8 protein-coding genes are annotated in these 13,522 nt (G+C 27.6%); 4 read left to right on the forward strand and 4 right to left on the reverse strand.

The features are described from left to right. The first annotated feature begins 2,391 nt into the window (after window positions 1–2,391). The 3 genes from IF125_RS13660 to IF125_RS13670 all read left to right on the forward strand — a co-directional run bounded on the left by IF125_RS13660 (window position 2,392) and on the right by IF125_RS13670 (window position 4,841). Window positions 2,392–2,649 (forward strand): helix-turn-helix transcriptional regulator, encoded by a 258-nt coding sequence (locus tag IF125_RS13660; RefSeq protein ID WP_180906609.1) that lies wholly within the window; start codon window positions 2,392–2,394, stop codon window positions 2,647–2,649. 335 nt (window positions 2,650–2,984) lie between these two features. Next, on the forward strand, window positions 2,985–3,926 hold the full coding sequence (locus IF125_RS13665) for a hypothetical protein (RefSeq protein WP_225542860.1): 942 nt from the start codon (window positions 2,985–2,987) through the stop codon (window positions 3,924–3,926). Window positions 3,927–4,169: 243 nt separating this feature from the next. After that, complete coding sequence (locus tag IF125_RS13670; RefSeq protein WP_225542861.1) at window positions 4,170–4,841, forward strand: hypothetical protein; 672 nt, start codon at window positions 4,170–4,172, stop codon at window positions 4,839–4,841. 88 nt (window positions 4,842–4,929) lie between these two features. Here IF125_RS13670 and IF125_RS13675 read toward each other — a convergent pair whose 3' ends face one another. The 4 genes from IF125_RS13675 to IF125_RS13690 form a co-directional block, all read right to left on the reverse strand. Beyond that, the gene (locus tag IF125_RS13675; RefSeq protein WP_225542862.1) at window positions 4,930–6,525 is read right to left on the reverse strand and encodes a response regulator receiver domain; all 1,596 of its coding nucleotides are present in this window, start codon (window positions 6,523–6,525) and stop codon (window positions 4,930–4,932) included. A 4-nt stretch (window positions 6,526–6,529) separates the two neighbouring features. Further along, window positions 6,530–9,433, reverse strand: coding sequence for an ATP-binding protein (locus tag IF125_RS13680; protein WP_225542863.1), 2,904 nt, complete (start codon window positions 9,431–9,433; stop codon window positions 6,530–6,532). Further along, window positions 9,403–10,506: a DNA cytosine methyltransferase gene (locus tag IF125_RS13685; RefSeq protein ID WP_225542864.1), complete on the reverse strand. Its 1,104-nt coding sequence runs from the start codon at window positions 10,504–10,506 to the stop codon at window positions 9,403–9,405. Before IF125_RS13685 ends, IF125_RS13680 begins: the two co-directional genes overlap by 31 nt. 409 nt (window positions 10,507–10,915) lie before the next feature. Further along, window positions 10,916–11,266, reverse strand: coding sequence for a GIY-YIG nuclease family protein (locus IF125_RS13690; RefSeq protein WP_225542865.1), 351 nt, complete (start codon window positions 11,264–11,266; stop codon window positions 10,916–10,918). A gap of 322 nt (window positions 11,267–11,588) precedes the next feature. Between IF125_RS13690 and IF125_RS13695 the strand changes: the two genes are divergently transcribed. Then, window positions 11,589–13,082, forward strand: coding sequence for a hypothetical protein (locus IF125_RS13695; protein WP_135836438.1), 1,494 nt, complete (start codon window positions 11,589–11,591; stop codon window positions 13,080–13,082). Window positions 13,083–13,522 lie beyond the last annotated feature (440 nt).

The following is a 13,522-nucleotide window of genomic DNA, read 5'->3' on the forward strand; positions in this document are numbered from 1 at the left end:
AACAAAAAAAGATGCCGACAGTAGTCTCTCAATGATTCAACTAAATAAATTATTTCCATAAAGTTGGCAACTCGCTCGACTCAAACACTCCAACTTTTTTATTCCAATAATTTAGAGTTGAATTACATTTCGATTCTAAATCGTCGGATTTTTTTAATTCCTATTTAAACATTCAAATTCGTTTATAACAACGAATTTTAGAGTCGACATACGATTTGCAGACGAGTTTCAATCCATTGAAACAAGCGTAAAAAAGATTAGTGAGCGTATGCGAATCATTTAATCTTTTTAGTGCGTGAGATGGTAATTGAACGTCGAAAATCGCGGTCTTGACTTTTTTGGTTCGTTTTGTGTCAAGACAAAAATGAACGTAAAGTACTTTATATCACTTTTTTATTCATAGCTTATCTATTTTAATTACCGGTATTCATATGCCCTTCGGGGAAGAGAGCAAAAAAGAATCAAAAAACTCTTGTCTTTGATTTTCGACGGTCAAAATAAGTTTCAGCCATTCAATATTTTAAATCATTTGCTACGCAAACAGTAAAAAATTTTAACCATGCCTCTCAACTTTTTGACACTCGCCTCCAAATCATATGACGTTTTCTTCATTCTTTTTCAATACTCAAATTCATTATCACTTTTAACACGGGCACTGAGGCACTCGAAGTGCAGAATCTATTTTTTAAATTTTCGCGCGCGCTGTTTATCCTATATTCCTATTAAAAATATCCCCCTCCAACAGTTTTAAAAAAATACATTAATAAATGAAAAAAATTAACACTAATCATTTTATGAAGATCATTTATACTCTTTGTGTTGTCTTCGGGGGATAGAGTGTGAATCTGTTTACTCTTTCATAATTTTACATAAGTTTTTTTAATTCAACATTAGTTTTAAAAGCCACTCCTTTTCCTGTACATCGCGCCAACTTTGTTTTTGGGGAAAGGGGTTTTTGTTTTTACGTTTTACGTTTTTATTCTTATTATATTCAAATTCATTTTTAACACGGGCACTGAGGCACTCGAAGTGCAGAAACTTTCTGTTTCTTTTTCTTCTAACTTTTACCTTAATGCAAAGTCTGTGCTAACAGAGTATGTGATTACAAAACATCAATTCTTTGATTTTCGACGGTCAAAATTAGTTTCAGCCATTCAATGTTTTAAATCATTTGCTACGCAAACAGTAAAAAATTTTAACCATGCCTCTCAACTTTTTGACACTCGCCTCCAAATCATATGACATTTTTTAATCCTTTTTCAATATTCAAATTCGTTATCACTTTTAATACGGTCACTGAACCTCGGTTGCTGAGCCTGTCGAAGCATCGAAGTGCAGAATCTCTTCCTTTCATTTTTTTGAGCATCCAAAAAAACGAAACAAAAAAAGATGCCGACAGTAGTCTCTCAATGATTCAACTAAATAAATTATTTCCATAAAGTTGACAACTCGCTCCACTCAAACACTCCAACTTTTTTAATTCCAATAATTTAGAGTTGAATTACATTTCGATTCTAAATCGTCGGATTTTTAACTCTTTTTTAAATACTCAAATACACTTTTAAACAACAGATTTTGTCATTCTGAATTCGTTTCAGAGTTTCTTCCTTAATCCTAAGCTCAAATGCTTTGTGCTTAATACTTTGTACATAATACAAATCTAAAATCTCATATCTAACATCTAATCTGTACTTTTTACATCGTACAACTCTAAAATCTCAATACTTAAATCTAACGTCTTACATCTAAATAAAAGGTAGCAGAACCCCAATAAATTTGGAAAATGATATGAAAGGCATTACTTTTAATGTGCGAAAAAAAGAGTATAACCTAGCTGTCAAAGTCTCCTTACCGAGGCTCTGATAGAGAGCATGTAAAGAAAGGATAGCCCTTTGCTTTACGATCCGTGTTTTAAAAACGTTATAAAAACGGAGAATTGTTCTTTAAAAGAATTAGTAACACCAACAGACTTTGTCTGGCGGTTTTTTACGGATGAATGGAAATTGTTTCGTTCTCATTTTGTGTTGGGTTTTATGGAACGATGTCTTCTATTCTTGATAGAAGTAGAAATAAAAAGTCAGAGAAACGATTTACACTCCTTCATTATCGTGAGGAAATCCGGTAAGAAAACCTTTAGAGTAAACTCTTGCCCAATGAAGTACAAACGCATAAATCGCCCTCTGGAATTATCGCAAATATATGAAAATCCCAGTGTATTGGGCGACTTTTTGTACTCTCTAGGGCTTATAATTTACCGGATTATTCCCGAATAGAGAGACATCATTTCGTTAAGTCAAATAGCCTTAACTAATTGTGTCGCTTTAAACATATATCAAATATACAATGTTTGACATTAAACGCCAAACTTTTTTAATAAATATTTTAAATTATATGAAAATTAATCGATTAGATATTGTTTTTAAAGAAAGAAATGTACAAAATAGAGTCATTGCTAAATTTATTGGTAAAACTGAATTTACAATATCTAAATGGCGAAATAACAAAAGACAACCTTCTTTGGAAGAACTAATTGAGATTGCAAAATTACTAAGAGTAAGTATTTATGATTTAATAGAACCAACAAACTGGGACAATGAAAAATCTGAAACTTACGAGGAGTTTGTAAAAAAGGTAAAAGACATTAAATAATTAAAAACGGTTAGTTTAAAATAAAAATCTTAAATTCGAAATGAATATAAGTCATAGGCATGACGTTCATTTATTACTCAGGTGTTAGATTTTAGGTTAAAAGTTCACCTGAGTTTTTTATTATATATAAATACAAGATTAAAATAAAGAAAGAGTTCTATATTGAACTCTTTCTTTATTTACACAATAATGGTTATAAATTAGATTAATTTATATATTTGTATGAAATGTAGATATAGACAGTTTTTTACGAAACTAAACTATATTTTACTTCGTGAATAATAATTTTAGGTGTAAGTTTATTCATACCACTTAACAAATTTAGGCAGACGATTATGGATTTAAATAAATTTTCTAATATTATTAATGACAGAAGAATTAGTGAACCGCAAAAATTAGAAGCTATTTATGAATTTTATGATTATTATTCAAATTTAGTAGAAAAAGTATTAAAAAATAAATCATTTTCAGAAAGACAACTTTCAGTAGATATATTTCGTAAAGAATGGTCAGAAAAGAAATCAGAAATCATATTCAAAAAACAACTATATGCTTCATTTACAACGTTAAAAAGAATCAAAAAAGGTATTGAAACAGGTATTGTCAATAAGTTTAATATAGGAGTTAATAATAGTTCTATCGAAAATTTTTCTGATTTTTTATTTATATTCTCTTTCGATGTATTTCAATTAGTTAAATATGCAGAAGTAAATTTTAACAACACAAGTGTGAACTATAATATGATTCCAGCAATTGGTTCTTCATCAAGAGATATTTATGAAAACAGTTCAATTATTTTACATATAAAGCATTTTAAAACAAATTCAATTCATTATAGAGATTTCTTTTCTTATGCAGTTTTTGCAAATAGATTACTAATAGAGGTTTCGGGAAAGAATATTTTAGGAATTGATTCAATTACAAATGATAAAGGTGAAAGAATAAAAGGAATAAAAACTCAAATTGCATGGAACTTTATAAAATTTGACCAATCAAACAAAAAAAGAATAGTTTTGCCAATAGAAGTTGATACAATACTCGAAATTGAAAAATGGACAAATCGATTTATCCATACTGGCTATATTCAACCAATATTTCTAGTTGAGAACGCATTGTTTTTTTTAGATAAATTAAGCAATCCATATTCTACGCAAATTAGAGAATATGATGAGATGAAATCTGAATTTGAGTCATTTGTAAAACAGCAATTAAACGATAAACAATTATTAAAATTTAATTGGAAAGCCCCTAAATATATTGAAGCAAAAATAATATAATGTAAGGCAAAAATAAACTTGCATCTAACATTAGTTTTGAAAAATGGCTGTTTAAGGGAAATATAGAATGTTTTTGCATTTTTATCTGCAACAGCTTTTTATATTTCCTTTTTTATTAATTTAGTAAATAATAAAAAAGCTGTTGCTTAAGTTAGTGCAAAATTGAAAGTTTAGGTATTCTAATCCGCCACTGACGCCAATTCCTCGGAACGCTAACTATAATTTTAAGAAATCAAGTATTTTATGGTTCTAGAAAAAGATAAAATAAAAGAAGAAATAGTTTTTCATTTAACAGCCTATTCTAAATATTATTGTCGCTTGTATTTACAATGTGAAGATATGTTTGAGGAAAGAAAAGGTCATTTTGCTTTATTTAATCTTTTTGCATTGTTGGAGAATATTACAAAAACTGTATTAAATGATTTTGATGATACAAATTATAATCTTAATGTCAAACTTAAAGAAATAGGCCTAATCAATGAATTGGAATATGAATTTCTAAACAACAATAAAACTGGAATAAGAAAAATTCGTAATATTTTGGCTCATGCAAACTTGTCACAATATGATTTAAAACTTCAAGACCAAAAAGTAACTTACCCATTTACTGAAAATGAAACTTGTTTAATTCTTTATAGAGATCTTTCATTAATTATTAGTGGAATTATTTTAAAACTTTTAAAAACATCTTTAGTTATGAAATATGAAATAAATAATGACCAGTTGTTAAAAAAACTCGACTTTACAATTATAACTCGGACAATTGAAGAATTGATGGAATTCAAAGGAATGAAATCAAATTCAGTATGGGAAACATATGATGACTCAACAAAATATCGATTATTAGAAAATATGCTTGATGTAAATTTACTCGCAACAATTCTTAAAAACATGAATTCAAAACACTCTAAATAACAAATAATTCTTCTAGTTTAAACAAGAAGAATTATTATATAAACTAAGATCAATCAAACTTAAAAACTATAAGTTCGCTGTCTTTTTATTAAATCTTAACAAAATCAACACCTACTCTTACAGGATGAGAAAATGCATGATTTGCAATTCTTTGTGTATAATTAGGACGAATTGTCCCTATATAACTTAATACCTTATTCTTTATTTGACCTTCACGATTTAAGTAGTATACAGTTATTTTATTATCACTATTGATTAGATTTTGTCCTTCAAGTATTTTATATTGCCACGGCTTTATATATAATGGCCCATATTCGTTACTGTTTTTATTTGTCCATTTTATATTTGTGTTATCATTTAAATAACTTATAAATGCTGTATCCCCTAGGCTAAGTGCTTCCGATAAACTAATATTTCCACCTTCTACAAAATAAAAATTACTTTTTGTTTTTGGTTGTGGTCTAAGGCAATCACATAATGGTGTGATACACATCAAGTATTTTTCTTCACCATCAATTTTAAATACATCACCAAAATTCAAAATTTTATTTTTTTTATCAAGTACTAATGAATTATAGAAAACATTCATTTTTTGTAATTCTATTTCATTTATTTTAGATTCTTCATTTCCTAGCGTATCTAAAAATTGATCATCTAAAAGTATAGAAACTCGATCCCTTATAGACATAGCTATTTTTTCTAAAAGAATCTCATCCATAAAACTTTTAAAAAAATAACCAAGATCTTCCTCTTTTAATTTGTTACGATGATGAATTAATGCATCTTTAGAAAAAGACATTATATCATCATTTACAATAACACTATTTCTAAATAAAGAATTATAAAGTTCTATTCCAAGTAATTGATTAAAACTGTCAATGTCATTTATTATATGTTCTTTAAAATTGTTTAATAGACTATTAGCATCATTTTGACCTTTATTTAAAATAGTAATAATAGTATTATTAATAACAACTATTTTCTTTGTTGGATTAACAAAACTTGGACAACACAATTCAATATTTGATTTGTAAGTATTACTTAAGGCTATAGATGACCTAATAATTGCACATGTATCATCTATTTCTTTAGTAATCTCTTTTATCCTAACTAATATAGAACGATCCTTTTGATATAATTGACCTCTTAACTTTCTTACATGTTCTGAATTTGTTCTATTTAAATTAATATCGTGAAAAATTTCAATAATATCTTTATCAAATTCTTCTGATTCAAGAATTTCTTTAATCTCATCGTAATATTTATCAGTTTTACCTGAAAAATATGACAATATATTCATCAATACTTCATCTAAAGTATCAATAGAGGTATAAATTGTACAGAAGTTAATATGTTTAGCTTCAATTATATTATTTAAAAGTTTAAGAGAATAGTCTTCTCCAACATCACCATCTAGTTTCCAATCTAAAATTACAAAGTCTCGATTATCTGTTATAAAATTTAAAATATTCTGATTTCCTAGATCAGTAGGTTTAAATTTATGTACTTCTAGAGAAATACCATTCTCTTTAAAATTAGTATACAAATCGACAGATAACTGTTCTTCTATATTGTTTTTTGGATCAGATTCTAATTGATAAAAGGGTTTTGCTTTTTCATCTATATAAATAGCAGACTTTATCGCATCTTTTAAGATAGAATTTGCTCTTTGATCATAAGTCATAATTCTAGTAATTTTTAGTAGATAATTGGTTAATTACGAAACAAGCTCCGTTTAATGAATTTAGTTTTTTATCATTGGTTGCATAAATATCAAGTCCAGATTCATTTAAACTCTGCTTAGATAAATAAAGACCGATCCCGCGACCATTAGGTCTTTGTGTATAAAACAAATCAAAGATTTTATCTAACCTTATATCTGGAATTTTTTCACCAGAATTTGCTATAACAATCTCTTCCGAATCGTATAAATAATCTAATTTTATAATGCGATTTTCTTTGTTGCGCATCCAATAAATAGCATTATTGATCACATTTATAAATATTGTATGAATTACAGGTTCCTTTATTAATATCGAATGATTTTTAAAAGAATCAGAAACTTGAAATTGAATATTGTAATCTTCAATTTGATTTTCAAAAAACTCTAATAAATAATTATAAATAACATTACAAGAAACCTCCTTAGTTAATGCTCCAGATATCCTATAAAGAGGTGATAATAATGCATATTTGTCTTCTAATTGTTTAAAATTCTTTTCTAAAAAATTAAATTCTTTTATTGAACTTATTGCTTCATTATCATTCAATGTGTTAAGCTGGTTATTTATCTTAGCATATAATTGATTAAACTCATGGTCTATAATTTCTACTGCTATACCTAATTGAGCTGTATCCCGGGTTTGTTCCCATTGATACTTCATTTGATCATATTGAGCCTTATAAGCACCTTGCACTTGCTCTTCATCAATATCAAAAGATAAACGATTTATATGTTCGACTAAAGGAAATAAAGTTCCTTGAGCCTGATTTAATAATGATAAATACAAATCTTGTATTTTATTCGCATATGTTGCAACCTGTTCTTTTGAAATAATACTATTAATTGTTTCCTCTTTATTTTCTGATAGAGCCTTTACGAGATTTTTAGAACGTTCTCTATATTCTTTTAGTAAACTATCTGCTTTTGTTTCTAAAACTTGTCTATTTGCATTAAGTTCCTTTTCTAAATCAGCTATATAAGAGTTGTATTTTTTAGTAAAATCAATTTTTAAATCCCTTATTTCTAATTTATCTTGAGCCTTGCTATTTAATATTTCTCTCCGTGGAGTTACATATTCTGTAAAATTATTTAAACGATCTTCAAACTTATATAATCTTTCTTTTTGAGTTTCTGTGGGTTTATATCTTTTAGGGACCTTTGGTAATAATGATTTAAATTCAATATCTAATCTTTGTAATTCATCTAAAATTGATTCAACTTCTGAATAAGTTACATTAATGTTATCTAGTTTTTCTTCAAGTTTATTTAATAAAATTTCATATTTCGATTGATGATCTTCTAATTTCTTTGGGTACTCATTAAGTGATTTTGTAAAAGCTATTTTATCAGCTTTTTCTCTTGCTTTATCAGCTTTTAAAGATTCATTTTGATCACTTATTTCCTTTTGCTTGTCTCTGAATAATGAAAATTTCGGATTCGTTTGAAAATAATCTAAAGCTAAAGAAATAAAAAAATTACTTGCATCACTTGTAAATGCTCTATATTGTGCATTATTTATAAATCCTTCTCTACTTGATTTATCTTTTAAGTTTGGGTTCCGGTCCCGAGTGATATCAATAAAACCGAACATTCTTTGATACGAAAAATAATACGTACCAGCTCTTTTAGATCTTCTTTGCTCAAAATTTAGAAAATCCGCATTATATCTTCCATAAGGAAGTACTCTAAAATCGTCTCTGAATACATAAAGACCTCCGTATTCTTTAACTTTTGATTTAATTTGATTATATAACTCTTCATTTAGATTTGAAGACTGTTCTACTCCCTGAGAATAACCTAACTCAATAGGAACCTCTCCATAATTGCTTCTCTTATCTTTTTTTCTAGAGTTTGTAAATGAGTAATCAATTGTTTCATCATATATTCTAACTTTTCCATTAAAGTTTCCTTTGCCATCAAAAACACCATTGATATATACATCGGCTAAATTAAAATCTGAACTTACGAAGAAATTACCTCTTGATGTTAATAGATCATATGTTTCATCTTCGCTATTAATAATACAAGTGTTTTTTATATTGGATTGAATATCTTTAAATGGGTTTATAAATCCTGTTAAACTAGATATTACAAAATTTCTATCTTCAAGTCCATCTTCATCTTTTTCAGCTAGATCAAGAATCTGGTCAATAGGATTAAAAGTTAAAAAAAATGTTCCATGAGAATTTTCATTGTTGAAGAAATTACTTATTGATTCATAGACAACGTTTTCCAATCTAGCGTTGTTAGTATCATTGATGATATTTTCCTTCAGTTCAATCTGTTTACCTTCCCAAATTGGTTTTTTTTCTAAATCCTCTTCCTTTTCAAAATTTTTAAGAAATAAGGATTTTAATTCTTTAAAGATCTGTTCTAATGAATCATTTTTTTCTACTGGCTTTATAGGTATAATAATATCATCTAAAAATAGATTGTAATTCTCCAACAACCTCCAATCAAAATAAAGAGCTTGTAAAGGATACCCTAACTTTTTTGTAAGCATTAGCATTGGGTTACCTAAATATGCTATAGAAAGACGACCAATTCCTTTTTCTCCTGCTTTAATGCGAGGTTTCTTCCATAAAGTATCTTCAGATTCAATGTCCAAAGTTGCTCTAGACTTAGAATCTGTTCCTAAAACTAACCATTTATCTAAAATATCTGAATTGGACATCCCTTTACCATCATCAGAAATAATGAAGTAATCATTTTCTAATCCTTGGTATCCCTTTTTAAATAATTCAGCTTTTAAATTATCAGCGTAGGCATCATAACCATTTTTCCATAATTCAGTTATAGCAGTAGGTAAATCAGCAATTTGACCTTTACCTAATAAATCTACAGCTCTTGCTTTTGTTCTAAATTGCATTTTTCGTGATTTTGAATTATAGCTTTTCCTAAAGCTGTTGCATATTTTGGAGGTACAGCGTTACCTATCATTCTTGCCAAATTAGCTATACTAGTACCTTTAAATTTATATGTTTTAGGGAACGATTGTAATACGGCACCTTCTCTGATTGATAATGCTCTATCTTCTTCTGGATGTACGAAACGTCCATTAGAAACACTAAAAAATTTTGTTGTAATTGTTGGTGATGGTCTGTCCCACCAAAGTCGTCCAAATGTATCTTTGAAAGCATTGTCTTTTCCTTCAAAACATTTCAACTGTAACTCTGGATCATTCGCAAATCCTAATCTATTTCCTCCGTTTTTTGTTACCTTTTTAAGTCTTCTTCTTGTTATATCACTTATACTTGGTACTGAATGTAAAAAATCGGAATTATCTTTATGACCATCCGAAATTTTTGGAAATCCATTTTCTGGACCTAACACATCTTTTACAACGGCCTTTTTTCCTTCTAATTCTATTGGTTTGATTTCTTTTTCAGATAATCTTGTTGCAATTAATGTAAATCTTTTACGACTTTGAGGCACACCAAAATCATTTACATTATGGATTTTAAAATGAGGATTACTATATCCATTGCTTTTTAGCCATTCTATAAATTCATTTAATCCACTTTCGTCTTTTCTTCTCAATACTCCTGGGACATTTTCAACAACAACATATCCAGGTCTTAGATATTTCACAAATCTTGAAAACTCAATCAATAAACTTTTAGATTTAGACGATTTTGTCTTATCTGTATTGATAATACTCCAAAACTGACATGGACTGCAACCTATTAGAATTAAATCATCATCATATTTACTCAATGATAATTCACCTTGTAAATCTTGTTCCTTTAAATCAAAAACATCTGCATGAATAAATTTAGCATCTTTGATATTTGCTTCATAAGTATCTTTACAATTCTTATCAAAGTCAATACCAGCAAGAATCTTAATTCCAGACTCTTGCATACCATAACTCATACCTCCTCCGGAGCAGAAAAAATCTACAGCCTTTAATTGACCTTTACTTTGATTTTTATTGTTCACTTTATCTTATCATTACATTCTCTGATTATTTACAATAATCAAATTTATTCTCTAAAATACAAAAATAGTTATAATATAAATCATTCTAATACTATATTGCGAAATCTAATCAAAATAAAATAACTCTTCTCTATAATTTAATTACTATTTAAAAGTAAATTCCTAACTTAATATCCTAGCCAATGTCACTACAAAAGTTTGTCCTGTATCTGTGTAGTATAAACCTAATAAATTCTAAAACTCCTCAAATTCCTTTTAGGCAATTTCTAAGTATTCCCTATCTGTATTAAGATCTACAACTAAATAATCGGTGTGAATAGCTCTAAGCCTCTAATTAAAAAAAATTAATAAAAGAAAGAGTAATTTGCCTCTAGATTATAGTTGGGAGTATTCAGTTAAATTGTACGAATTACATCAAACTCGTTGGAAATTCTTCTTCGATAATTTCAATTGATTCTATAGTTGATCTTTCTTTTAATAGTAATGATTCTCTATATTCCATGGCTTCTGCATCGGTTATAAATTCAGCCTCAAAGCCTAACTCTACTATTTTTTCTTTAATTTCTTGAAGAGTTACATTAAAAAACTCTCTTCTATAGTTAAATAAATTGACAGCTCGATCTGCAAAAGCTTTATGCAATTCATATTCTAAGGTTCTGGCTTCATCACTATAAATCATGGCATGAACATCAAATCGAAATGGAACTGAGGCATCTCCTAATTCTCGTACCCTATCCAAAGGTTCTAACCTTCTTGTCATTCCTATTTTAAATACATTTTATCCAAAAGAACCAATATTTGAAATAATATACACATGTCCTCTCTTGGTTTGTTGAGCCATAGATAAAGCTCTTTCTTTTTTAACCTTGCTTCTTCTAATTCTTTTTCGAGTTGCTCTATTTGTAATTTTAATTCTTCGGAATTATTAGTCCCTTGCTCCTTTCTTACTTTTTCTAAAGCTTTTTGGAAATAGACTTCTTCTTTTTCTGAATGATACTCGATGCAAAAAATAATTTTGTTAATTATTTAATTTTATCCTTTATTTGCTATTGTAAAAGTGTTTTTTCACTTAATTTATAAGAATGCAGTATATTAAAATATTTCTTTTTTTTTCAATTGGCTTTTTGTTTTCTTGTACAAATGAAGACGATAAATTAGATATAAAAGATGATGTAACAAAAGTAAATCAAGCTCCAAAAAACTTTGAGATAACAATTAAAGATGTGTCACATTCTAGTGCTAAAATAATTTGGAATGCTGCAATTGACCCAGATAACGATCCTGTCAAATATGATATTTATCTAGAAAATGTAAAAATTTTCTCAGATCTAATTGATTTAGAAGCTAATTTTCAAAATCTTGAAGAATTAAAAAACTACTCTGGTTATATAATAGCAAAAGACAGTCATGGTAATGAAACAAGAGAATATTTTAAATTTATAACTTTCAAATATTACTTGAAATTTATGAAGGATTATGATTATGGTCCAAATAAATATCATGGTGAATTATCATCAATTACTTTAACAGAGGATAATCATTATTTGGTTTCTGGTATATTCTCTCGTTCAGTATTTGTGTTTAAAATTAATGCTGAAGGCGATTTAATTTGGAATAAATATTATACTTTTTCAGATCCAGATTTTTATCAAACATTAAATAAACCTGTTGAAATTATTAATTCTAATAATGGATCTATTTTCACGTACCAACACTATGTAGTTCAATTAGATAAAAATGGCAATAAAATATGGCAAAAAGATTTTAGAGAAATATATGGATACGATCAGTATATTTTATTAGAGTCTTTAAAGTATGATCAACAAAATAATTTAGTTGTTGTTGGAAATCATATGCATTCAGAATTTATGGATGATATAAAAGGTGTTGCTGTAAAGTTTTCTCCAAATAAAAACATATTATGGCATAAGTCATACGAATTAGATTATTATAATAATATTTTAGATTTAGCATTTGATAAGAATAATAACATGATTATGTTTGGAGATACTCGTCTTGAAGACCAAAATGGTAGATATTCTAATGCTAAATTTTGGTTGTTTAAAATTGATATGAATGGTAATAAAATTTTCGAAAAAAAATTTGGCGATGGTTATTGTTTTCCAATAAAAATAATTAATACAAAGGATGAAAATTTCATTATTCAGGGACATTGGATGGGAGCTTATGATAAAAGATTTGATATTATAAAGAAAATTGATCAAAGTGGTAATTTTATATGGGAACACTCTTTCCTATCAGATGAAATTGCACAATTTTCGGTTACTGAATTATCAAATTCAGATATATTGGTTACAGGTAAAGATAATAATAGATCTATGGGGTTCTCAGATATAAGATACATTAATTTATCTCCAGAAGGTAAAAAGCTATGGCAAAAAACAATTGCTTTTGATTATTCATACACTGCAGGAGTTGATGTGTTAGCGACAGATGACGGTGGTTTTACTATGATTTCAGATTTCGTGAAGATAGATTATAATTATTACTCAATGTATCCTAATGCCAAAATTCTTTTATTAAAATCTGATCCTTATGGAAACATAACAATGTAAGTTTATTTTAATAACGAATTAACACATCTATATTGTTTAAAAGTAAAATGTAAATTCGGCATATAAAACGTTTTTTTTTCTAACGTTAAGTAGTCTTTATATTAGAATTACATTAAACTCGTTGGGAATTCTTCTTCAATCATTTCAATTGATTCTATAGTTGATTTTCTTTTTCTGTTTTTATATAGAATTCTACATCCACTATTCCGTTATATCTAGTTAGATTAGAGTTCAATTCAGAATTAGTATTTTCTAAACTAATAATCTTTTTTTCGAGTTCAGAAATTTTATCAAATTCTTTCTTTTTTAAAAAATCTAAGTTCAACAAATAAGTGCAACTCAAATTAAATCATTGGGGGCTAGCCCCAATGATTAGCCAAGTGCTAAATTTGATTTGTGAAAAAAATATATAAACAACTCGACCAGGAACAAAGATACCA

This window comes from Empedobacter stercoris, assembly GCF_020281205.1.
In the GTDB taxonomy this organism is placed as follows: Bacteria; Bacteroidota; Bacteroidia; order Flavobacteriales; family Weeksellaceae; genus Empedobacter; species Empedobacter stercoris.

Bases quoted from the DNA above. Each gene is read 5' to 3' on its own strand.
- IF125_RS13695 (WP_135836438.1), top strand. From the start codon at position 11,589: ATGCAGTATATTAAAATATTTCTTTTTTTTTCAATTGGCTTTTTGTTT.
- IF125_RS13690 (WP_225542865.1), bottom strand. From the start codon at position 11,266: ATGACAAGAAGGTTAGAACCTTTGGATAGGGTACGAGAATTAGGAGAT.
- IF125_RS13680 (WP_225542863.1), bottom strand. From the start codon at position 9,433: ATGCAATTTAGAACAAAAGCAAGAGCTGTAGATTTATTAGGTAAAGGT.
- IF125_RS13660 (WP_180906609.1), top strand. From the start codon at position 2,392: ATGAAAATTAATCGATTAGATATTGTTTTTAAAGAAAGAAATGTACAA.
- IF125_RS13670 (WP_225542861.1), top strand. From the start codon at position 4,170: ATGGTTCTAGAAAAAGATAAAATAAAAGAAGAAATAGTTTTTCATTTA.
- IF125_RS13665 (WP_225542860.1), top strand. From the start codon at position 2,985: ATGGATTTAAATAAATTTTCTAATATTATTAATGACAGAAGAATTAGT.
- IF125_RS13675 (WP_225542862.1), bottom strand. From the start codon at position 6,525: ATGACTTATGATCAAAGAGCAAATTCTATCTTAAAAGATGCGATAAAG.